The sequence below is a fragment of the Rhizobium sp. EC-SD404 genome (assembly GCF_902498825.1).
In the GTDB taxonomy this organism is placed as follows: Bacteria; Pseudomonadota; Alphaproteobacteria; order Rhizobiales; family Rhizobiaceae; genus Georhizobium.
Map to the genome: position 1 here is coordinate 1,347,259 of NZ_LR701459.1, position 21,199 is coordinate 1,368,457.

Annotated in this window: 21 protein-coding genes; 10 read left to right on the forward strand and 11 right to left on the reverse strand. The window is 61.7% G+C overall.

The genetic code is table 11. The features are described from left to right. The first annotated feature begins 4 nt into the window (after positions 1–4). The 6 genes from phnL to phnE (GC125_RS07400) all read left to right on the forward strand — a co-directional run bounded on the left by phnL (position 5) and on the right by phnE (GC125_RS07400) (position 5,152). Positions 5–712 carry a phosphonate C-P lyase system protein PhnL gene (phnL, locus tag GC125_RS07375; protein WP_151985031.1) on the forward strand — a complete coding sequence of 236 codons (708 nt, stop codon included), beginning with the start codon at positions 5–7 and terminating at the stop codon, positions 710–712. A gap of 2 nt (positions 713–714) precedes the next feature. Continuing rightward, entirely contained in the window at positions 715–1,326 is a 612-nt protein-coding gene (locus GC125_RS07380) for a DapH/DapD/GlmU-related protein (RefSeq protein ID WP_151985033.1), read from the forward strand. A 143-nt stretch (positions 1,327–1,469) separates the two neighbouring features. Continuing rightward, a complete protein-coding gene (gene phnD / locus GC125_RS07385; protein ID WP_151985035.1) occupies positions 1,470–2,387 on the forward strand; it encodes a phosphonate ABC transporter substrate-binding protein in 918 nt (305 codons plus the stop codon). Between the two features lie 119 nt (positions 2,388–2,506). Beyond that, positions 2,507–3,367, forward strand: coding sequence for a phosphonate ABC transporter ATP-binding protein (gene phnC, locus GC125_RS07390; RefSeq protein ID WP_151985037.1), 861 nt, complete (start codon positions 2,507–2,509; stop codon positions 3,365–3,367). A 4-nt stretch (positions 3,368–3,371) separates the two neighbouring features. Further along, positions 3,372–4,298 (forward strand): phosphonate ABC transporter, permease protein PhnE, encoded by a 927-nt coding sequence (gene phnE, locus GC125_RS07395; protein ID WP_199864495.1) that lies wholly within the window; start codon positions 3,372–3,374, stop codon positions 4,296–4,298. Then, positions 4,295–5,152 carry a phosphonate ABC transporter, permease protein PhnE gene (phnE, locus tag GC125_RS07400; RefSeq protein ID WP_151985039.1) on the forward strand — a complete coding sequence of 286 codons (858 nt, stop codon included), beginning with the start codon at positions 4,295–4,297 and terminating at the stop codon, positions 5,150–5,152. The genes phnE (GC125_RS07395) and phnE (GC125_RS07400) overlap by 4 nt, the downstream gene beginning before the upstream one ends. Before the next feature lie 81 nt (positions 5,153–5,233). On the opposite strand, the gene GC125_RS07405 is transcribed toward phnE (GC125_RS07400), so the two are convergent. From GC125_RS07405 to GC125_RS07420, 4 genes are all read right to left on the reverse strand, one after another. Beyond that, on the reverse strand, positions 5,234–6,616 hold the full coding sequence (locus GC125_RS07405) for an aldehyde dehydrogenase family protein (protein WP_151985041.1): 1,383 nt from the start codon (positions 6,614–6,616) through the stop codon (positions 5,234–5,236). 42 nt (positions 6,617–6,658) lie between these two features. Next, entirely contained in the window at positions 6,659–8,314 is a 1,656-nt protein-coding gene (locus GC125_RS07410) for an acetolactate synthase large subunit (protein ID WP_151985043.1), read from the reverse strand. A gap of 129 nt (positions 8,315–8,443) precedes the next feature. Further along, positions 8,444–9,439, reverse strand: coding sequence for a saccharopine dehydrogenase family protein (locus GC125_RS07415; protein WP_199864496.1), 996 nt, complete (start codon positions 9,437–9,439; stop codon positions 8,444–8,446). Positions 9,440–9,538: 99 nt separating this feature from the next. Beyond that, positions 9,539–10,657, reverse strand: coding sequence for an alpha/beta fold hydrolase (locus tag GC125_RS07420; RefSeq protein WP_286165409.1), 1,119 nt, complete (start codon positions 10,655–10,657; stop codon positions 9,539–9,541). 165 nt (positions 10,658–10,822) lie between these two features. Here GC125_RS07420 and GC125_RS07425 point away from each other — a divergent pair, with 165 nt between their 5' ends. Further along, the gene (locus tag GC125_RS07425) at positions 10,823–11,410 is read left to right on the forward strand and encodes a TetR/AcrR family transcriptional regulator (protein ID WP_151985047.1); all 588 of its coding nucleotides are present in this window, start codon (positions 10,823–10,825) and stop codon (positions 11,408–11,410) included. Positions 11,411–11,430: 20 nt separating this feature from the next. On the opposite strand, the gene GC125_RS07430 is transcribed toward GC125_RS07425, so the two are convergent. The 4 genes from GC125_RS07430 to GC125_RS07445 form a co-directional block, all read right to left on the reverse strand. Beyond that, a complete protein-coding gene (locus GC125_RS07430; protein WP_151985049.1) occupies positions 11,431–12,216 on the reverse strand; it encodes a phosphodiester glycosidase family protein in 786 nt (261 codons plus the stop codon). A 121-nt stretch (positions 12,217–12,337) separates the two neighbouring features. Further along, the gene (gene lhpI / locus GC125_RS07435) at positions 12,338–14,029 is read right to left on the reverse strand and encodes a cis-3-hydroxy-L-proline dehydratase (protein ID WP_151985051.1); all 1,692 of its coding nucleotides are present in this window, start codon (positions 14,027–14,029) and stop codon (positions 12,338–12,340) included. Positions 14,030–14,145: 116 nt separating this feature from the next. Then, the gene (locus GC125_RS07440) at positions 14,146–14,784 is read right to left on the reverse strand and encodes a hypothetical protein (protein ID WP_151985053.1); all 639 of its coding nucleotides are present in this window, start codon (positions 14,782–14,784) and stop codon (positions 14,146–14,148) included. 99 nt (positions 14,785–14,883) lie between these two features. Then, positions 14,884–15,342, reverse strand: coding sequence for a metallophosphoesterase family protein (locus GC125_RS07445; RefSeq protein ID WP_151985055.1), 459 nt, complete (start codon positions 15,340–15,342; stop codon positions 14,884–14,886). A gap of 113 nt (positions 15,343–15,455) precedes the next feature. Here GC125_RS07445 and GC125_RS19965 point away from each other — a divergent pair, with 113 nt between their 5' ends. Both GC125_RS19965 and rsgA read left to right on the forward strand, forming a co-directional pair. Beyond that, complete coding sequence (locus tag GC125_RS19965; protein ID WP_199864497.1) at positions 15,456–15,611, forward strand: hypothetical protein; 156 nt, start codon at positions 15,456–15,458, stop codon at positions 15,609–15,611. 155 nt (positions 15,612–15,766) lie between these two features. Then, entirely contained in the window at positions 15,767–16,756 is a 990-nt protein-coding gene (gene rsgA, locus GC125_RS07450; RefSeq protein WP_151985057.1) for a ribosome small subunit-dependent GTPase A, read from the forward strand. A 72-nt stretch (positions 16,757–16,828) separates the two neighbouring features. Here the strand turns inward: rsgA and GC125_RS07455 are convergent, their stop codons facing one another. Both GC125_RS07455 and GC125_RS07460 read right to left on the reverse strand, forming a co-directional pair. Continuing rightward, positions 16,829–18,067 (reverse strand): sensor domain-containing diguanylate cyclase, encoded by a 1,239-nt coding sequence (locus GC125_RS07455; RefSeq protein WP_286165410.1) that lies wholly within the window; start codon positions 18,065–18,067, stop codon positions 16,829–16,831. A gap of 130 nt (positions 18,068–18,197) precedes the next feature. Then, entirely contained in the window at positions 18,198–18,941 is a 744-nt protein-coding gene (locus tag GC125_RS07460; protein WP_199864498.1) for a L,D-transpeptidase, read from the reverse strand. A 166-nt stretch (positions 18,942–19,107) separates the two neighbouring features. On the opposite strand from GC125_RS07460, the gene GC125_RS07465 reads away from it, so the two are divergent. After that, positions 19,108–20,010, forward strand: a complete 903-nt coding sequence (locus GC125_RS07465) for a LysR family transcriptional regulator (RefSeq protein WP_151985059.1) — start codon at positions 19,108–19,110, stop codon at positions 20,008–20,010. A gap of 185 nt (positions 20,011–20,195) precedes the next feature. On the opposite strand, the gene GC125_RS07470 is transcribed toward GC125_RS07465, so the two are convergent. Then, positions 20,196–21,161, reverse strand: a complete 966-nt coding sequence (locus GC125_RS07470; RefSeq protein WP_151987676.1) for an MBL fold metallo-hydrolase — start codon at positions 21,159–21,161, stop codon at positions 20,196–20,198. Between the last annotated feature and the right edge of the window lie 38 nt (positions 21,162–21,199).

The window sequence follows — 21,199 nt, forward strand, 5'->3', positions numbered from 1 at the left end:
GACCATGTCAGATCCACTCGTCGTTTCGGGCGTCGCCAAGAGTTTCACCATGCATCTGAGGGGCGGGCTGCGTTTGCCCGTCGTCGACAATGTCGATTTCCGTGTGGCGCGCGGAGAATGCGTCGTGCTCGGCGGCCCTTCGGGCGCCGGCAAAAGCTCGATCCTCAAGATGCTCTACGGCAACTACGTCGTCGACGCCGGCCAGATCCTCGTTTCCCATTTGGGCGAGACGGTCGATCTTGCCCAGGCGTCACCGCGCCAAGTGCTGCAGTCACGCCGCGATGTCATCGGCTATGTCAGCCAGTTTCTGCGTACGGTGCCACGCGTTTCCGCTCTCGACGTCGTCGCCGAACCGCTGATCGCACGCGGCCATGATGGTGATGACGCGCGGCGGCAGGCAAGCGCGCTGCTCGAACGACTGAACCTTCCCCACGCGCTCTGGTCGTTGCCGCCGGCGACGTTTTCCGGTGGCGAGCAGCAACGCGTGAACATCGCACGTGGCTTCATCACCGAACATCCGGTGCTGCTTCTCGATGAGCCGACCGCGTCGCTCGACGCGCAGAACCGGCGCGTGGTCATCGCCATGATCGACGAGAAGAAGCGCTCGGGAACGGCCTTGCTGGGCATCTTCCACGACGAAGAAGTGCGCGAGGCGGTGGCAGATCGGATCATCGACGTCACGGCCTTTCGGCCGACGCAACGGGCTGCCTGACCATGGGACGGCTTTCGCTTGAGCCTTCCGTCCACGAAACGGCCGAGCTCAAGGGAACCACGCTCGGGCGCTACACGGAAATCAGCGCCCGCAGCCGTGTCGCTGAAACGCAACTCGGCGATTATTCCTATATCATGCAGGATTGCGACGTGTGGTGCACGACGATCGGCAAGTTCGTGTCGATTGCCGCGGCCGTACGCATCAATGCCACCAACCATCCGACCTGGCGGGCGAGCCAGCACCATTTCACTTACCGCGCCGGCGACTATTTCGACGGTGCCGAGAACGATACCGCGTTCTTTTCCTGGCGCCGGGAAAACGCCGTCATGATCGGCCACGACGTCTGGATCGGCCATGGCGCGACACTTCTTCCAGGCGTCACGATCGGCAATGGCGCAGTGATCGGCGCGGGTGCCGTCGTGTCGAAAAATGTCGAGCCTTACACGATCGTTGGTGGTGTTCCGGCCAAGCCGATCCGCAAGCGTTTCGGAGCCGATATCGCTGCCGAACTTGACGCGCTTGCCTGGTGGGATTGGGAGCATGACAAGCTTCAAGCGGCGCTTGACGACTTCCGCACGCTCGCCATCGGCGACTTCATCTCCAAGCACCGCTGACGCGTCCGGCTCGAGCACCGCGAGCCTTCATCAATCTGTTGCAATACCGTCAACGCACTGTCGTGAACGCCCGGTACGGATTGGATGTCAGGCCGGATGGGGTGTCCGGACCGCAACAATTCCAATTGATCATGGAGATCATGATGATCGCTCAAATTGCTCGCGGCGCCGTCAACGTAGCGCTCGCAACCAGCCTTCTCGCCGGCTCGGCACTTGCCCAGGACATCGACGTTTTCCGCGTTGGTCTTCTCGGTGGTGAAAACGAAGCAGACCGCCTGCGTGACAACGCCTGCATGGTTGAGCAACTCGGTGAGGTTCTCGGCGTGCCGGTCGAACTCTATCCGGCTTCGGATTACGCCGGCGTGATGCAGGGCCTCGTCGCAGGCCAACTCGATGCCGCCCAGCTCGGCGCCTCCGGTTATGCCGGCATTTACCTTCAGGATCCCGAAGCTGTCGAGCCTGCCTTCGTTGCGCTCGAAGCCGACGGATCAGATGGCTACTACGCCATGATGTACACCAAAGCCGACAGCGGCATCGAGTCCCTGGAAGACATGGAAGGCAAGTCTCTCGCCTTCGCCGACCCGAACTCCACGTCCGGCTACCTCGTGCCGAAGGCCGAACTCGAAGCCCAGGAAATCGTCATCGAGGAGTATTTCTCGCAGACCGGTTTCGGTGGTGGCCACGAGCAGGCGGTCGTCGCCGTTCTGAACGACCAGTATGACGCAGGGGTCACCTGGACCTCGGGCGTTGGCGAAGAGTCGGAAGGCTTCTCGCGCGGCGCGCTGCGGTCGATGGTCGATAAGGACCTTCTCGACATGTCGGACCTGCGCATCATCTGGCAGTCGACCCTCATCCCGAACGGCCCCTGGGTAAATCGCAAGAGCCTGCCGCAGGACGTCAAGGACAAGGTCAATGGCTGGCTGGAAACTCTGAACGAGACCGATCCGGACTGCTACTTCAACGTCTCGCAGGGAGAAGGCCAGGGCTTCAAGGCTGTCGACCATTCGTTCTTCGAAGGTGTCGTTGCGATGCGAGAGCGTGAACTCGAAGGTTCGCGTTGATCTGATCGCCTAAGGCCGCTTCGGCCGGGACAGGTCCGCAGGTTCTGCGGGCCTGTCGTTTTGCGAAAACGGATCGCCTCGGCATCCGTCTCAGCATTGGCAAATCCAAAGGACATCCCATGCTTGCGATCAAGAACCTGACCAAGAGCTTCAAGACGCGCAATGCCGTCGACAATATCTCGCTCGATATCACCGACGGCCAGATGGTGGGGGTCATTGGGCGTTCCGGTGCCGGCAAGTCGACGCTTCTGCGCATGATCAACCGGTTGGCCGAGCCGACCAGCGGCTCGATCATCTTCGACGGCCGCGACGTGACGGCGCTGAAAGGCCGCGAGCTGCTCGAATGGCGGGCAAGCTGCGCCATGGTGTTCCAGCAATTCAACCTTGTCGGTCGCCTGAATGTCCTCACCAACGTCCTGACCGGACGTCTTTATCATCATGGTTTGATCGCGAGCATGTTCCAGGTCTTCACGCCTGCCGAACGTGCCTTCGCGATCCGCGCGCTCGATCGGCTAGGCATGGCCCACACGGCTCTGCAGCAGGCCGACACGCTGTCCGGTGGCCAGATGCAGCGCGTCGCCATCGCCCGTGCACTGGCCCAGGAACCGAAGATCGTGCTTGCGGACGAGCCGATCGCATCGCTCGATCCTATGAACGCGAAAGTCGTCATGGACGCGCTGCGCACGATAAACCGCGAAGACGGCATCGCCGTCATCTGCAATCTCCATACACTCGACACGGCCCGCAATTATTGCGACCGCGTCGTTGGGCTTTCGGAAGGCCGCGTCGTGTTCGATGGGCCGCCATCGGCGCTGACGGAACAGGCAGCACGTGAAATCTATGGCGCGGAGGCCGACGAAGCCTTCAGCGAAAGCATGACATCGACGACGCTGAAGCCTGCAGGCACCGAAGTGCCTGCGGAGCGCCTGACGGAGCTGGACTTGCAGCAGCGCGCCCGCGCAGAACTCCTGGCAGGCTGAGCGTATGGCCTCCGTCGATATGAACGCAGGTCCGCAGCAGGACGATGCGGTTACGGTTTTCGAGCGCCATCGCAGCGAATTGCAGCGCCAGCGCCTCGGCATGAACATCCTGTTCGTCGGAGGATTCTTGCTGGCGCTCGGCCTATCAATCTGGGTGTCGCGCTTTTATCCCGAGCGATTGGCCGGTGGCCTGCCGCGTATTTTCGAATATTTCGGCACGATCATGCCGAATCTGCAGTTCGATGTCCTGTTCGAAGGCCGCGGGGCGGATGGCCGTGCGGTTCCAGGCTCGCTCACCTACTGGTATTCGGATTTCAACGATTACATCCGCCTGATCGTCGAGACGATCTTCATGGCGCTGACGGCAACGATCCTCGGCGCCGTCGCAGCCTTTCTACTTTGCTTTCCGGCTTCGCGAAACCTCGCACCGAACAGCTTCGTCTATATCCTCTCGCGACGCTTCATGGAAATTTGCCGCGGCGTCCCGGAAATTCTCTACGCCCTGGTCCTCGTTTTTGCGATCGGCATCGGTCCGCTCGCCGGGGTGCTTGCTATCGCGATCCATACGGCCGGGGCACTCGGCAAGCTTTTTTCCGAAGTCAATGAAAACGCTTCGATGCGCGCCGTGGAGGGTATCCGTGGCGTCGGTGGGAATTGGTTCGAGGAAATCCGTTACGGCATCGTGCCACAGGTGATGCCGAATTTCGTTTCCTACACATTGCTGCGTTTCGAGATCAACGTGCGAGCGTCCTCCATCGTCGGCTTCGTCGGCGCCGGTGGCATCGGGGCAGAGCTCAACCGCGTCATAAGCCTCTATTCCGATGACCGCGTCGTGGCTGTCCTCCTGCTGGTCGTGATCACCGTCACGCTGATCGACCTTCTCTCGGAACAGATGCGGACACACTTCATCGGCCGGGAGAATCTGCAATGACCGCGATGACGCTCCAGTCGATCTCGGAGACCGAAATCAACGCCGCTCGACAAAGCAATCCGAAGGCATTCGGATCGGTATCGTCGACGCTGACCCAATGGGCACTTTGGCTTGCGGTCATCTTCTACGTGATCGGCTCGCTCTACTATTTCGAGGTCTACCGGCTTCTCGACGCTTCAGGCCGCGCGCTCAGTCTCATTGCCGCATTCTTCATCTGGGAAGACATGGGCGAGTGGCAGTACCGGCAGATCTATATCGGGATAGCGCAGACCCTCGGCATGGCGTTTCTCGGCACGCTGCTCGGCACGTTCATGGCGCTCTTCATCGGGTTCTTCGCGGCGCGCACGACCATGCCGTTCGTCGTCGTGCGGCAGATCGTGCGACGCATTCTCGATGTCCTGCGCGGCGTCGACCAGCTGGTCTGGGGTCTCGTCTTCGTCCGGGCGGTCGGGCTCGGGCCGCTCGCCGGCGTTCTCGCCATCGCGATCTCCGATACGGGCACGCTATCCAAGCTTTACTCCGAGGCGCTGGAAAACGTGGACCGCAAACAAGTGGAAGGCATTCGATCGACGGGCGCCGGTCCGCTCAAGATCGCGCGTTATGGTTATCTGCCCCAGGTGCTGCCGATCTTCATTTCGCAGTCGCTGTATTTCTTCGAATCCTCCACGCGCAGTGCCACGATCCTCGGTCTGGTCGGCGCGGGCGGCATCGGCATGATCATCATCGAGCGCTTTCGCGCGAACCTCTTCGATCAGGTCGCATTTGTCGTACTCAACGTGCTCGTCTGCATCTTCGTCATCGACTGGCTGTCGAAGAAGATACGCACGCGGCTGATCGGCGAGATATCCCACTAGGGACAAGCTTTCCGAACCAGATCGGCCTCGCCATGTCTGGCCTGAAGGAGTAGCGCGCATCGATGATCCTGTGGAATGTGCTCAGCTGTTGCGCATCAGGATCATCTTTTCCTGCGTCAGGTCACGCATCGTGTAGGGGATGCCGCCGGTGCCATATCCGGATTCCTTGCGGCCGGAGAAGGGCATCCAGTCGGTTCTGAAGGCGGTGGGATCGTTGATCATCACGGCTGAGGCGTCGATACGATTGGCGGCGCGCATTGCGACATCGATGTCCTGTGTGAAGATGCTGGCCTGGAAGGCTGTCGGCAGCGCGTTCGCCTGCGCAATCGCGGCATCGAGATCGCCATAGCGATAGACCGCGACGACCGGACCGAAGACCTCCAATTTCGATATCTTCGCGTCGGGAGCGGGATCGAGTAGCACAGCAGGCTGAAGGGTCGTCTCGGAAAGCCGCTTGCCGCCGGTCGCAAGGGTGGCGCCGCCCTTGACTGCCTCCTCGATCCATTGTGCCACACGGTCGGCCTCGCGCGGCAGGATCAAGGGTCCGACTTCGGTGTCCTTCAGCGTGGGGTCGGCGGTGCGCAGTTTCTCGACACGCGCAACCAGCATCCCGGTGAAGTCGTCTGCAATCTCCTCGTGGACGTAAATCCGTTGGGTGGAAACGCAGACCTGGCCAGCGTGGTAATAGCTGCCCTTGACGATCGGCTCGATGACCTTGGCCAGATCAGCTTTTCGGTCGACGATGGCAGGTGCTGCACCACCATGCTCCAGCGCCGAGCGCGTGCCTGGCGCGAGCTTGGCATGCAGCGACCAGCCGACCTTGGCCGAGCCTATGAAACTCAGAAAGGCGATGCGCCTGTCCGTCGCCAGCTTTTCGGCGAGTTCGTTGCCGTCGGGGATGAAGCTCTGGCACAAAGGCTCGGGCAGGCCGGCCTCGTGGACCAGCGCTATGAAGTCGAGGCAGGAAAGTGGCGTCGTGCCGGCCGGCTTGACGATGACCGGACAGCCGACGGCAATCGCGGGTGCGACCTGGTGGACGATCAGGTTCAACGGATGATTGAAAGCCGAGATCGCTGCGACCACGCCGATCGGCTCCCGCGTGGTGAAGGCCCAGCGGTTCTCGGCCGCCGACGAAAGACCCATCGGGATCTCCCGTCCGGCGAAATTGCGCAGCTCGTCTGCGGCATTGTTGACGCCGTCGATGGCACGGTTGGTCTCGATGATGGCGTCCGGCAGAGGCTTACCGCCTTCACGCGCGATCTGCATGGCAAGATGATCACGCTTGCCCTCCATCAGCGCCGCCAACTTCCGCAGGATCGCGATACGCTGGTGCGGCGTGAGCCAGCCGTCGCGATCCTGAAAGGCGCGCTCGGCGGCTTGCAGCTTGCGTTCCAGGGCAGCCGCATCGTCAGTCTCGATCTCGGCGATGGGCGCGCGGTCGAAGGCTTGCACGACCTTCAGCATTGTCGCTCTCCTTAAATGGTCGGGCCTGGTTCGCGGTCGTGCTCACATGCAGTTCACGTCGGGCGTGCGATTGCGCAACTCGTCGACCAGCACGCGCGTGTTCTCGGAATAGTCGATCGGGACGTCGACCAGGTGCACACCGCCGCCGGCGAATGCAGCCTCGAGCGTCGGCACGAGGTCCTCGACTGCGTTCACGCGGGACCCCTTTGCGCCATATGCCTCGGCATAGCGCACGAAATCGGGATTGTCGAAGCTCATGCCGAAGTCCGGGAAGCCATCCACCGCCTGCTTCCAGCGGATCATGCCATAGGCGCTGTCGTTCAGGATGACCACGACGAGGTTCAGGCCGAGCCGCACCGCCGTTTCCATCTCTTGGGAATTCATCATGAAACCGCCGTCACCGCAGACGGCGAGCACGCGCCGATCGGGGTAGAGCATCGCCGCCATCATCGCCGAGGGCAGACCGGCGCCCATCGTCGCCAGCGCATTGTCGAGCAACAGCGTGTTGGCGACATGGGTGCGGTAGTTGCGGGCAAACCAGATCTTGTACATGCCGTTGTCGAGGCAGACAATGCCGTCCTCCGGCATGACCTTGCGGACATCATGGACGATGCGCTGCGGAATGATCGGAAAGCGATCGTCCTCGGCGCGGTCGTTGATGCGGGCGAGGATCCGCTGGCGCAGTTCGAGGATCCCATCGTCGGAGGCCAACTGGCCGTCGAGCCGCTCGCCGAGCGCCTCGACGGTGGCCCTGATGTCGCCGATCACCTCCATGTCTGGATGGTAGACCTGCTCGACCGTGGCGGACTGGTAGCCGATATGGACGACCTTCGGGCCGCCTGCACTCTTCATCAGGAAAGGCGGTTTCTCTACCGTATCGTGGCCGATGGCGATGATCAGGTCCGCGCGCTCTACCGCCTCATGGACGTAATCGCCTTCCGAAAGGGCGGCGGTGCCCATGTAGAGGTTGGAGCCCCCGGTCACGGCGCCTTTGCCCATCTGCGTGTTGAAGAAGGGCAGGCGGGTGCGGGCGACGAAGGTCGACAGCGCGTCGATCAGCGATGGCCGGTTTCCTGCCGCGCCGATCATCACCAGAGGCCGCTTGGCGGCAAGGATCGCCTCTGCCGCACTGTCGAGCGCAGCCGATCCGGCAACGGGACGCTCCAGCGCGTGGCGCGGAATGACGAAGGCGTTCTCGACGTCCTCACCCGCAACGTCCTCGGGCAATTCCAGATGTACTGGACCCGGCCGCTCGTCCATCGCCACCCGGAAGGCATCGCGGACGGTGGCGGGAATGCTCGAGGCGCTGATGATCTGGCGCGTCATCTTGGTGAGCGGCTTCATCGAGGCGACGATGTCGACGATCTGGAAGCGGGCCTGTCGTGCGCTCATCAGCGGCTTCTGGCCGGTGATGAGGATCATCGGCATCGCCCCAAGATGGGCATAGGCGGCACCCGTCGCGAGATTGAGCGCGCCGGGTCCGAGCGTCGCGAGGCAGACGCCGGGCTGGCCGGTCAGTCTGCCATGCGTCGCGGCCATGAAGGCCGCCGCCTGCTCGTGACGCGTGAGGACCAGTTCGATGCGAGAGGGGCGAAGCGACTCCAGGAGGTCCAGGTTCTCTTCCCCCGGTACACCAAAGACGCGCTCCACGCCCTCGTTTTCCAGCGCGGCGACAAACAGGTCGGACCCTTTGGGCATGGCTTCGATCCTCATGGTGCATTCGACGGAACTGGCAACGATCATACACATGCGGGCGCGATTGCCACATGACGACCATACAGTCTTTCCGGAATGACGCCCTAAGCGCCTCCCGGTAGGTCGAGACGCCTATCGCAAGTCGACGTCGATCGTCGCGCCTTCCCGCCGCAATTCGTCCAGGAACCAGTCGGGATCCATGAGCTGTTCGGGGAAATATAACCCAGGAGGAGCGGCAGGTTGGCGTTCCAGACCGAGAACGGTTGAAAGCGAGAGCACGGCGCTGAGGCCGGTCAACGTCGCCTGTCCCTTGGTGAACTCCAAGCTCGAACGCCGCATTGTCGTTCGCCCGTCCGTCTCGCCCTCGATTTCGAGAACGATTTCCGTTCCAACCGGGCCACCGCGCATCCGGCTGGAGGAGATCCCGCTTGCGATATCGAAGCGAATGGTTTTCGCCGCGGTCGCAGCGTGAAGACTGACGATATCGTAAGGCGCGAACGCCTGTGCGGGAAGCGTTCGGCCATCTATTGCCGTGATCTCTCTGCGGGCGGTGTCGCCCTGCAGCCAGACGCGTCGTCCGTCCGCGAATCCCAAGACGTTGCCCTCTGCGCCGTGTTCCATGTCTTCCAGTGCCGTCGGGCCGGTGGGGTCACGTTCATCCACCACCGCACCGACTTTCACCGAATGGATGGTGTCCAACCCTTTGGAAGAAGCTATCGCCAGGAAAACCGTGGGCCCGCCATGCCAGTGGCTGGAAAGAACGACCGGCGACGCATCGGGGCGACGGATGAAATGGGCCATTTCTGCGCCCACTTCGATCAACCAGTTCCCGATGCTCAGATAAGGAATACGGCTGTCCTGCGCCAAGGCGAGACCGTGAAGGCCTGCGTCCGGTACCAGCATCACCACGGCGGAAACCGCGATGTTGGGCGCAAGACCAAGCCGGGGTCGGCTGGTATCGATCCTGACTGCTTCGGCCAGACCGACCTCATCGGCGATGGCCGCCGCCTTGTCGAAATCCCGTCCACCGACGAGGATTTCCAGTTCGGGATGTCTCTGGCGAAAAAGGCGGACCGCCTGTTGGCCAACGATGCCTGAGCCGCCTGCGAAGAGTAATCTTCCAGTCACTGAATTTCTCCTGTCGATGCGCGTTAAAGACCGAATTCGAAGGCGTGCCCCGCAATGGGCACTTGGATGATCGGCGCTGCCTAGGGGAGTGGATCCGGATCAGGAGGGGAAACGGCTCTCCAGCCAGCCGAGGACGATGCGGTTCACCTCCTCCGGCCGTTCTTCCGGGGTCCAATGCCAGGCATCGGGCACGACGTATTTTTCCAGATCAGGCACATGGGCATCCATGCCGTCCGTCATGCTCGGTCGAAGCACCACATCGTTTTCCGCCGACACCATCAGCGACGGCACGCGGATCGTCTGGTCGATCTCCAGCCCCGCCTCCCAGTTGCTGGTGATGTTGCGATACCAGTTGATGGCGGGTGTGAAGCCCGTGCGCTCGTAGTGGCTGACATAGACGTCGAGCTCTTCGGGAAGGAGCACATCCCGGCCCGGGAATTCTTCCGGCGCGGGTTGCCCGTCATATTCCATGTTCTTCGCGGCGGCCGGCAATCGGTCCCAACCGTCCGGCGTGCCGAGGTCTTTGCGTAACGCGCTGCGTAGCGTGCCGCGCGGATCGCTGTTCATCACGCTGTCCGCGGCGTCGCGGTCCTGGAACATCAGAACGTACATGTCCGTGCTGTAGACTTCGCGCATCTGGGCAATGGGGTCGATCGCAGGATTCGCTTCGAACTGGCCACCTTCGGGCAGTACCGGATCGACGAGATCCGGATGTAACCAGAGCCCCCAATGGGGAATGTGCGGCGTGTTGAGCGAGATGACACCCGCGGTTTTTTCCTCATGCAGGAGCGCCATCTGCCAAGCGAGCAAGCCGCCCCAATCATGCCCCATGAAAACAGCCTTCTCGACGCCCAGGCCATCGAGCAAGCCCGCGACATCTCCAGTCAGATCGTCAATGTCGTAGTCCTCGACAGCCGGCGGCGCATCGCTGAGGCCGTAGCCGCGCAAATCGGGAACGATGACGCCATACCCCGCTTCGACGAGCGCGGGTATCTGATGCCGCCAGGTATAGGCCAAGCCCGGAAAGCCGTGGAGCAATACGACCGCCGGACCGTCGCCGGCCTCGTAGACGGCCAATTCGATGCCGTTCGTGCTCACCATTTCGACAGGGGGCATTGTGGGTGGTGACGTGCCTTGGTCGCCGAAGGCCGGTACGGCTGAGGTCAATGCGGCCGCAGCAAATCCTGCGAGAACTGCTCTTCGTGCGAATCGGGTCAAGGAAACAACCTTTCAGATTTGTCGCGCAACTTGCGCGGTCCTTCGGAAGCCGGCAGGACCTGTCGGTCGATGGGCTGGCGGAAAAAGCTAGTCGGTGTTACTTTATGTAAGTTACCAAACGTAACATGTGGGATGCGTCGTGCAGAGTCAAACGAGGAGCAAATGATGCCGAAGAAACTGCCAAGGGCCGATCGCCGTGCTCAACTGCTCGATGTGGCGCACACGATCGTCCGGGAGCAGGGCACCGATGCTCTGACACTGGGGGCGCTCGCCGAGCATGCGGGGGTGAGCAAGCCCATCACCTACAATCACTTCGAGACCCGGGCTGGTCTCATGATCGCGCTCTACCAAGAAATCATGGATCGCCAGGTTCGTGCCCTGGCTGCCGCGATCGAAGACACGCCCAAGCAATTGGCCGCCGTCGCCCACGTGCTCGCCGATGCCTATATGGACTGCTATCGCGCAGTCGGACCGGAATGGCATGCAATCGGTGCGGCTCTAAGAGGCGACGCCCAAATGGATGCCGCGCAACGGCAGATGATCGACGGACACATCGCCTTCTTTGCGAAGGTATTGACGCCTCTTTCGAGACTGTCGCCCGAGATGACGCGCCGGCGCTGCATCGGGATCATCGGCGCGGGCGAAGCCTTGTCCGATGCTATGGTTCGGGGAGAGATCAGCCGAGACTGTGCCGTGCAGGACTTTACGGATCTGATTACGAGCTGGCTGACTTCGAATTCCAGCGCTTCATAGTCACACGACTGTTGCCTCAGCTATTCGACGACCCCGAGGATCGGGCCGTAGCCCCCGTGCCAGGAAAAGTCGTTGCGTCTCTTCTCGGGAAGGAAGAGTCCGGCGCCGCGGCCGCCGTCGAGGAAAAGCGCGTTGGGACAGGCCAGATGGTCGCGAAAGAGCCTGGCGAATTCATGAAAATTCACGCGCCAGTCGCTGATCGCGAACCGGACGAGCCCGCCTTCGCAGACGCCCACGCCGCTGCGGCGCGTCGTGTCCGTCGAGCCGGGAATGAGCGCCGGGTGCAACGCATTTTCGATGACGAGCATCGGTCCCGATTGGGTCGCGAGACGCACATTAGGTCTCAGTTCGAGAAATTCTTCCGTCGGCAGAATGCCCGCTTCGGCATCGCCGAGAAAGAAGACGCCGTTGGGCTTCTTGTAGAAGTTAGGCACCTGTCGCGGCGGGCCGTCGATGGTGGCGGTATCGGCTACCTGCAGTTCCTCGCCATTCTCGACATAGAGCCCGAGAGGGGCGAAGTCGGTCTGATACATGCCCGCATTGATCGCGAAGACAAGGTCCTGCTCCTGCTCCCGTAGCGCCCCGGCCAGGCTGGAGAAACGGCGATAAGGCTGACCGTCGCTATCCTTCCAGAACAGACGCAGGTCGGATGCGGCCGGATCGATCGTGCAGACGACGTAACCGGACCCTTCGAAACGCTCGTCGGTGCACTGCAGGGCCTCAGACTCCGGCGTCGTGACGAACACAGCGATGACCGCCAATACGGCCGCGAACGACGGACTGGCCAAGTCTCGTATTGCAATCATGCGCTGCCCTCGCTTGCTTTGACGGATTGCTCGATAGCAGGAGAGTCCTGATATTCTGAGACCATCTTTTGCCCGCGCTGAGGAATTTCTGCGAATTCGGCGGGACGATCGAGAACGGCTGTCAGCGAAGCCATTCCGGCAGCCGGGCAGGGACGCTGCCGGAAACAATCGCATCCACGCAATCTTGGAGCGCGCCAAGGCGAACGGTGCAGCCCGACAATCCCGGGCCGTAATGGGCGTACTTCCCTGAATTCGTCATCACTGTCGCCGCGTCGGGCGGAAAGACCGGCCGTGAGATCGAACACCAGCAGAGGTCTGGAATGACGTCGACGCCGCTGGCGCGCAGAATTGCACGGGTTCCGTCGGCTTCCGCCATGGCAATCACATGGCGTCCCGCCGTCACGATCGCGGTGATGTCGGGGTGGCGCGATTTCCCGTCCAGCAAAGCGGCAAGCGAGCGGCATTCGTCGAGCGAGGCGTGCGGACTGCCGATCGCAACGAGGTCGATCTTGTGCGGGCCATCATTGAGACGCCGCCAACCCTCGATGAGGTCCATGCGCGTGAGTGCGATCCGAGTGGCATCGGGGGGCGCGGCATTGGCAGCCTCGGGGGTCACGCCCTCGACGTGCAGCATGGGTGCGGCGGAGGTCGTGCCGAAGGCCGCGCAGAGCGCCTTGAGGTCATCGCGGCGGGGCGTGGCCTTGGCAAGGCCTCTCAGAAGCGGGATCCTGTCAGGCGCTGCAAGGCCGGCAAGGTAGCCGACGAGGGGCCAGGCCGAGGCATCGGCGTTGTTCCCGAGATCGATATCGATGACCACGCGCGCCCTTCGCTCCTCGTCCAGAAAAGGGCCGACGAGCGGAGCGCGCCCGGTGATGGCGATGCAGAAATCCAGGAAATCGGGGTGCTTGGCGGTGCGGGCTCCGAGAACGCTGTTGGCAAAGATGACGGCATTGGATTCCGACCAGCCAATCGTTTCGCCAAACCCGGGCGGATGTTCCAGAAGATAGGGCGCGCACGTGAATGTCGGCTTGCAGCCCATCCGCACATAGGCGTCCGCGAGCCGCGCTGCCGGTTCCCCGAAAGTGGATGGAACGCGTTGCTGCCGCCAGTTCTCGCGATCGACCGAGATTGCATTCATTGTGGTCGGGACGCGCACGCGCGCGCCCTTTGCCTCCATGGTTTCGGCAAAGACGAGATTGGCAGGTCCGGCATAGATGCAGCCGTCGATATGGGCACGCGAGACGTCGACGAGTGCGCCGGCGCCTTGCTGCCTTGCTGTGGCGATGACGATGCGCATCGCCTGCATCGCAGCTTCGCCCTCAGCGCCCGACAACAGGGCTTCGTCACCGGCCGTCAGCGTCAGCGGCGCAGCGGGCATGGGAACAATTGGAATGGAAAGGCCCATCGCAGCGATGGCGTCCGGCAGGATGTGGGCGTGCGATCTGGCTGCAATCTCGGCAAACACAGGCTCCGGGAGCCGCAGCACGGGAAGGGCGATCTCGAACATTTCCAAAGCCACCAGGGCGCCAAGCGTCGCCACTTCTTCCGGTTCGGTGAAAATGAGCGTGGCGGGGCCTTTGCCTGCGAGCAGAAGGTCTAGGAGCACGCCCGACCCGGAGCAGGAGCCACGGGTGGTCGGCATCATCACCACGGCCCCGCTCAAGCCGACGCCGTGCTGGGGATGATGCACATCGATGATGCGGCCGGTGGCTGGATCGACGCCTCCCCATAGGCTCAGGCCCTCCGACAAGGCCACGATGGGTCCTTCGGCGTTACCGGCGAGGATCGAATATGCTGCGGTGACGAGGCTCATTTCGCGATGACCGTTCAGGTGTCCGAAGCCGGTCTTATCACGGGCGGTTGGCGCAATGCAGGAGATCGTATCTGGAGAACATTCGTCTCTGCTCCGCACATCAGCACTCGGTCCGACTAGCGGAGCAATCCGTCGAGGTCGAAGTCGTCCCACCCCTTCAGCCCGGAGGACTGTTTTTCACGGCCGACTGCGCCATTGGTGTCGGGGGATGTGCTGCCAAGTTTACCCGCTTTCTTCAGTGCGGCCTTTTGGGCACCGCGCCGTCTGTTTTCGGCTGCGGTAGCCAAGTCTTCTTCACGCCAAACCTCCGGGAGGTCGCGGTCAAGGACGTCCTCGATATGGCGCGGATCGAAGACATGAAAAGTGATCTTTCGCGCCCGGCCACGCAGTTTGACGGTCCGCGTTCCGGCGCTCTCCAACCGGCCATCCTTCAGCCAACGAAGTCGCTCGGCCGGCTTGATGGTGAGGATGTCCTCGACCTCGCGGGGGATCACGGCGAGACTTTCGATGCCGACAAGCTTGCTTGTGATGGTTGTCACCGTTTCGAGGTGCTCGTCGTCATCGTCCTCCGGCACTCGGAGCACGATGGCTCCGGTTTCGATGTCGACCTTCTTGCGCTCCTTGAAAGGAAGCTGCGCGCGGATTTCGAGGAGAATGCCCTTCATGCGGACCGCCGACCCCAATGTCGCGGTCGGCGAAAGTGGCCATTCCTGGATAAGTCTGGTCGGTGGTTTCGGTTTGGGTGATCGAGGCATGATGCTCAGATGGAGCCTGACGGAGCGGCCTTCAATCGGATTCTTGCGGTCGTCTGAAGTCCTTGCCAATTCACGGCAACCGGAACTTGCCCACTGGCCTCATGCGATTTCGTGGATCTGGGGCACCAACCGCCCGTTCGAGATCTGCACCGTTGCCAATGTGATGGGCAACTTGAACCTGCGCGGGCCAGTACTGCCGGGGTTGAGGTAGAGCACGCCATCCAGCATTTCGATGTTGGAACGATGGGAATGTCCCGAGATCACGAGATCGATGTCTGTTTCGCCGGGAGAGAACGCCAGATCCTTGCGATCGTGGATCACGAAGATCTCAGAATCGAAAAGCCGCATCCGCAGCGTCTCGGGATAGGTCGCTGCCCAGTGGTCGCGATCGATGTTGCCGCGGATGGCCGAAACCGGGGCTATGGTTTCAAGTCGTTCGATGATCTTGGGGTCTCCGATGTCGCCGGCATGTATGATGTGATCGACGCCTTCCAGCAGCGCGATGGCCTCATCGCGGAGAAGACCGTGCGTATCCGAGATGACACCGAGCGTGGGCATGGCAGGCAGGTCCTTTTCGTTGCCTTGGAATTCGAGCAATCCTCGCATTCGCTACGCAGGTCTGGCACACCATGTATCGGGGTGCGGACGACACCGCCCCAGTTGGAGGACCGATGCCGAAGAACAAGGGCCAGAGCATTCTCGACAAAGAGCGTGCGAAGACGGAGAAACTCCTTAAGAAGGTTGGATATACCGCTTTGAAAGAGGCCGGAGTCAAATCGATGCGGCCCAGCCTTCCGAACCTGAAGACCGCAAAGCGCGAGCCGTAGCCTGGCCAGCAAATACCGGCTCCCTTTGCTCCCAACAGGCCCCGAACATGCAAGCACGGCATGTTGTGCTGTGATAAGCAGGCGTCGCATGTCGGCGAACGCATCTTCTGCGTCGTCCAAGATCTCGGCTGCGCAGGTGTAAAAAGAGAACAACAATGGTTGAACCGACCGGCTTAGCCGCACTTGGTGCTTTGGGCTGGGCTTCCTTTTTCAGCGATCAGATCGGCGAGGGCGACGCCCATCTCGTGCCCGTCCGCATCGCGAATATCCATCGCGCACGCGTAAGCGGATACTCCGCCCATGGCCCAATCGATCTCGTTCTGCCGGCGAACGAAGCCGTCGGCGACTATGCGGTTGGCGATTTCGTGTTGGCAGAGTCAGGTAATCATCTCGTTCGGCGGCGCCTTCAGCGTACATCTCTTCTGGCGCGGCGCATGAGTGACGGTAGCACGCAGCTGTCCGGCGCTAATGTCGACACGCTGTTCATTGTCACCTCATGCAACGACGATTTCAGTGTTCCGCGGCTCGAGCGCTATCTGGCCATGGCAGCCCAATGTGAAATCCCTCCAGTTCTGGTGCTGACCAAGGCCGATACCCAGGAGGATGCGGGTCCGTTCGTGGCACTTGCCGCTGAGCTGGCGCGCGACCTGCCTGTCGTCGTGGTCGATCCGCGCAGGCCCGACGCGGTTATGAAACTTCAGTCCTGGTTCGGCGTCGGCAAGACCGTGGCGCTCACAGGCTCTTCGGGGGTGGGCAAGTCGACGCTCGTCAATACGCTCGCTGGTTCCGGCGCCGACACCGCTCAACTCACCGGTGCCGTTCGCGCAAACGATTCCAAGGGTCGGCACACGACAACCGCGCGCTCGCTTCATGCGGTGGCCGGCGGCGGCTGGGTGCTGGATTCGCCGGGTATCCGGTCTCTGCATCTCGGCGAAATGGCCGAAGGTCTCGATGTGGTGTTCGCCGAGATCACCGAACTGGAGAGCCAGTGCAAGTTCAGAAATTGCACGCACAGCCACGAACCGTCCTGCGCGGTGCTCAAAGCCGTCAATGACGGGCGGATCGATCCCGAGCGCTTTGCCCGTTGGCGCAAGCTGCAAGACGAAAACAATGCTTTCGGCGCGCACAAGTCACCGCGGCGCTAAGACTGCCCGATTAGACGAATGAGATCAGGTGTCCGGTGGGTGCGGGCCAAGACACGTTCGGGTGGGTGACGGTCATCCAAAGTCCACTTCGATGCGTCGATCGCCCCTCACTCGGACCCGGCAAGCGCGCGAGACATCGTCGGCCATGATGAGAAGCTTGAAGCGGTCGGGTACGTCCGCCGTGCTGATGAAATCGATCCCGGCACCACTGTCGGATAAGCTGCGCACGGTGCAGTCCATCGTCGATCTTCCTCCATTGAACGCGATGCGTCCGCCTTTCAACACGCGGCGACGCACATCTCCTGGAATGGGCGTTGCAGGGGTTTCCCATCTGATACAGCGGTTTCGTCCGTCCGACTTCGCCGCATAGAGCGCGGCGTCTGCCCTTTCCAGCAGAGTGTCGATGTCTTGCGTCGTCCGATCCAGACCAGCAACGCCGACACTGATTGTCGCCCCGACGGCTCCGTCGACATGATCGATCCGAAGATGGGCAATTGCCGAGCGGAGCTTTTCTGCGACTTCGAGCGCTGCTGAAGCGCTGGATTGATGGAGGACGAGCCCGAATTCCTCGCCGCCAAGTCGGCCGATGATGTCCGATTGACGGGCGTTCGACCTGAGCGTGGAAACGACCTCGACCAAGAGGCGATCGCCGAACTGATGCCCATAGGTGTCGTTGACGAGCTTGAAGTGGTCGAGGTCGACCATCAGGACGCTGAGTTCGGTGGCATGGCGTCTGGCCAGTGCGATGGCTCTTGCGGCCTCCTCGCGAAACGCCCGGCGCGAGAGGGCACCCGTCAACGCATCGGTCATCGCCAGCGTTCTCAGTTCCAGTTCGCTGACGACGAACTGCGCAAGATCGGCGAGGATACCCTGGTCGCGCTGCGAGAAGGCGCGCGGACTGGTATCTGCCGCGCAAAGCGTGCCGATGACGTGGCCATCCGGCGTGCGCAACGGCATCCCGGCATAAAAGCGGAGCTTAAGCCCATCGATGACAGCCGGATGATTTTGAATTGTCCGGTGAGCAAGCGCGTCTTCAACGATCAGGGGTTCGCCTTTCACGACGGCGATATGGCAGAGCGATTGCGAAAGATCGGTTTCCGCCACATCCACACCCTGGCGGGATTTGAACCACTGCCGATGGCCGTCGATCAGCGTCACCGTAGAGATCGACACATCAAAAATCTGGCGCGTCAGCCGGGTAATCCGATCGAACGCTTCTTCTGGAGGCGTGTCGAGCACGTCATAGCGTTCGAGGACAGCGAGACGCTCATCTTCATCGCTGATCTGGCGTACTGCGTCGCGCTCACTCACGCTCGGAATCCTTCAGCTGGTTGATTGAAACCGTGCTGCCAGAAAATTAAGGATGAATTAACCCCCCGCTCGCAATTTAGCGGGTTGATCGAGACAGACAGCGCAAGGGCATCAGCCCGCGTTGAGGCGTTCAGACGGTCAGCGGCGATTGGCTGACAACGATCGGCGCGTGATGCGGCACGCGCTCGTAGAGGTCTATCACATCCTGATTGGTCAGTCGCACGCAACCTGACGAGGCTGCGGTTCCCATGGTCCACCATTCGGGCGAGCCGTGGAGGCGATAGAGCGTATCCTGCCCGTCCTGATGAATATAAAGCGCGCGGGCACCCAGCGGATTGCCAATTCCCGGCTCCATTCCGCCGTTAGCGACGGAATAACGCTCCAGATCGGGCTGACGGGCAATCATCTCGGCAGGTGGCTTCCAGCGCGGCCAGTGCTGCCGCCAATGCACGACGCCTCGCCCTTGCCAGGTGAAGCCGATCCGGCCGATGCCAACGCCGTACCGCATCGCCGTCCCGCCGGGTTCCACCAGATAGAGGAAGCGATTGGGCGTATCGACGACTACGGTCCCGGGAGCCTCGCCTGTCGGGTCTGGAACCTGCTGTCGATACAAACTCGGATCGATCTTCCAATAGGGCACCTCCGGTATCTCATGCCCGTCGTCGAGAACCGCTGCGTAACGCGCGTCCAGTTCAGGCGTGCGTCGGGCTTCGTATGCGGTAGGCTCGACGATAGCTGGTTGAGGCGCCGGCGTCGGCGCCCGCGAAGTCAGGAGAGGCCGATTGATCGGCGAAACGGCACAGCCGAAGGAGAGTGCGTTGATTGCGAGCGCTCCAAACACGAGGCTGCGGCGGGAAATACTGTCTGTGGTCAAGTCTGCTACCCGGCTTCAAAGGGAGGCCGATACCTACAAACTTTGGTGGGTATTCATATCGGCTCTTGCCTTATCCTAGCCATAACCAATTGGAATGAATGTTGGCTGATATGCCGTATCAGCCTTAGCGCGAGTAGGCGGGATGATAGCCGAGAGGTGACGACGGATGGATCTGGCAGCCGCTCTCAGAGCTTTCACAAGAACCGTGGAGCGCGGATCGATCACCGCCGCTGCTCGCGACCTGTCTCTTTCCCAGCCCGCCGTTTCCAAGCATATCGCAAACCTCGAACGGCGCGTGCACGCCCGCCTGCTTGAACGATCGAACCGCTTGGTCCGCCCTACACCCGAGGGGCAGGCGCTCTATGATGCGAGCCGGTCGGCACTGGCTTCCATCGATGCCGCGGTGGAGGGGCTGAATTCCGTGTCCGGCACCATCGAGGGCGCGATCCGCGTTCATGCTCCTTCCTGTATCGGCGGCAAATACCTTCACCCGATGCTCATGCGGTTCCAGGAGGTCCATCCCGGCGTCTCGTTTGAATTGATGCTCGAAAACCGCACGATCGATCTCGTCTACGAGAACTTCGACATGGCGTTCATCCACGGGCGCCCGAGTGCACAGGATTTGATCGTGCGTCGGCTGGGCATGACGCGGCGCGTCCTCGTCGCCAGCCCTGCCTATCTCGAAAGATATGGTCCTGTCGAAACGCTCGAGCGATTGTCCGAGATACCGCTCGTCACGACATCGCGCTCAATGACCACGAAGAACCGGTTGGCGCTGCTCTCAAAGGGAGCGTCGACTGAGCTGGAGGTGCGTTCGATCTTGCAGACAAACGATGCGCACGTGATCGCCAGAACACTATTCGATGGGCACGCAGCCGGGCCGGTTCAGTATCTCCTCGTATCGGAGGAGATCGCGAATGGTCGCTTGGTTCATATCCTTCCCGATTGGGAAGTGCGCCCGACCGAACTGTTCATGGCCTATCCGTCCGTTCGCTTCATGCGACCGGCAGTCCGGGCCTTCTCCGATTACGTGCTGAACCATATACGGTCGGTCGAAGGACTCGACTGAATGCCGAGTGATGTCGCCCTTGCCGGAGTGCCACGGCATCGTGCCAATGGCGTAAAAGCCGGGGCTCGCCTCCATGTCGCGCCGCATGGCCTCATCGGGCAGAGGACCGCACGGCATGCATCAATCGCGCTTTTTCCAGAACGAACAGAGCCATCGTTCAAATCATCAGAGGAAAAAGGAGAAATTCAGAACTGCCAGCCTGCGGGGACCCAGGCGTAGGCGTTGTCGGTCCGCAAGATCCGGCCGAGGCCTGGGAACGGGTAATGAAAGCCGAGAACGAGCATGCGGTCGGCCGCAGCCTGATCGAAGATGCGCTGGCGGGCCTGTGCAGCCGCTTCCGCATCCCGGTCGGGTCCAGGTCGCCAGTTCCGGTCGATATTGACCACGGGGTGATAGGCGAGGTCCGCGGTCAGCAGCAATTGTTCGCGTCCGGACTGGACCAGGAACGTGGCCATGCCCGGCGTGTGCCCCGGCGCGGCGATGGTGGTCAGGCCAGGCAGGATTTCCGTGCCGGCTTCATAAAGTTCGATATCACCGGCAAATGGTTCCAGGCTCGCTCTGATATTGGCTGCAAAGCGCTGTCGGAATTCCGCGGGCACGGGCATGTAGGACAGATCCGGCTCGTCTTCGATGAAGAACGCCCAGTCCGCCCTTGGTGCCATGACCGTCGCCCTCGGAAACGCTCGGCTGCCGTCCGGCATGAGCAGATTGCCGACATGATCCGGATGCGTGTGGGAGATGACCACCAAATCGATGTCGCTCCGGGACAGTCCGATGGCTTCGAGATTGGCGAACAGGCGCCCGCCATTCGGGCCCATCGTCGTTCCGGCACCCGCTTCGAGGAGGACGCGTCGTCCGTCGATTTCGAGCAGCAGCGTGTTCAGGTTCAGCGTCATGAGATCGGTCGGCAGGAATGCGCGACGCAACACCTCTTCCAGTTCCGCTTCCGGCGCATCGCCGGCATAGACGGTCGGAGGACCGCTGATATTGCCGTCGCTGAGCACAGTCGCCGCGATGTCGCCGATGGTGAAGCGATAATGGCCGGCATTGTCCAGCCTCGTCGCCGGCCCGGGTGCGGGCTGGGCAGCAACGGTTCCCAGAAGCGGATTGGTCAGCAGTGCCCCCGATGCGCCGGCCATGGCCGTCAGCATGATCTTGCGTCGGTTGATCGTCAGCATGGTCGTCTCCT

Bases quoted from the DNA above. Each gene is read 5' to 3' on its own strand.
- phnL (WP_151985031.1), top strand. From the start codon at position 5: ATGTCAGATCCACTCGTCGTTTCGGGCGTCGCCAAGAGTTTCACCATG.
- GC125_RS07380 (WP_151985033.1), top strand. From the start codon at position 715: ATGGGACGGCTTTCGCTTGAGCCTTCCGTCCACGAAACGGCCGAGCTC.
- phnD (WP_151985035.1), top strand. From the start codon at position 1,470: ATGATCGCTCAAATTGCTCGCGGCGCCGTCAACGTAGCGCTCGCAACC.
- phnC (WP_151985037.1), top strand. From the start codon at position 2,507: ATGCTTGCGATCAAGAACCTGACCAAGAGCTTCAAGACGCGCAATGCC.
- phnE (WP_199864495.1), top strand. From the start codon at position 3,372: ATGGCCTCCGTCGATATGAACGCAGGTCCGCAGCAGGACGATGCGGTT.
- phnE (WP_151985039.1), top strand. From the start codon at position 4,295: ATGACCGCGATGACGCTCCAGTCGATCTCGGAGACCGAAATCAACGCC.
- GC125_RS07405 (WP_151985041.1), bottom strand. From the start codon at position 6,616: ATGCTGAAGGTCGTGCAAGCCTTCGACCGCGCGCCCATCGCCGAGATC.
- GC125_RS07410 (WP_151985043.1), bottom strand. From the start codon at position 8,314: ATGCCCAAAGGGTCCGACCTGTTTGTCGCCGCGCTGGAAAACGAGGGC.
- GC125_RS07425 (WP_151985047.1), top strand. From the start codon at position 10,823: ATGCCGAAGAAACTGCCAAGGGCCGATCGCCGTGCTCAACTGCTCGAT.
- GC125_RS07430 (WP_151985049.1), bottom strand. From the start codon at position 12,216: ATGATTGCAATACGAGACTTGGCCAGTCCGTCGTTCGCGGCCGTATTG.
- lhpI (WP_151985051.1), bottom strand. From the start codon at position 14,029: ATGAGCCTCGTCACCGCAGCATATTCGATCCTCGCCGGTAACGCCGAA.
- GC125_RS07440 (WP_151985053.1), bottom strand. From the start codon at position 14,784: ATGCCTCGATCACCCAAACCGAAACCACCGACCAGACTTATCCAGGAA.
- GC125_RS07445 (WP_151985055.1), bottom strand. From the start codon at position 15,342: ATGCCCACGCTCGGTGTCATCTCGGATACGCACGGTCTTCTCCGCGAT.
- GC125_RS19965 (WP_199864497.1), top strand. From the start codon at position 15,456: ATGCCGAAGAACAAGGGCCAGAGCATTCTCGACAAAGAGCGTGCGAAG.
- rsgA (WP_151985057.1), top strand. From the start codon at position 15,767: ATGGTTGAACCGACCGGCTTAGCCGCACTTGGTGCTTTGGGCTGGGCT.
- GC125_RS07465 (WP_151985059.1), top strand. From the start codon at position 19,108: ATGGATCTGGCAGCCGCTCTCAGAGCTTTCACAAGAACCGTGGAGCGC.
- GC125_RS07470 (WP_151987676.1), bottom strand. From the start codon at position 21,161: ATGCTGACGGCCATGGCCGGCGCATCGGGGGCACTGCTGACCAATCCG.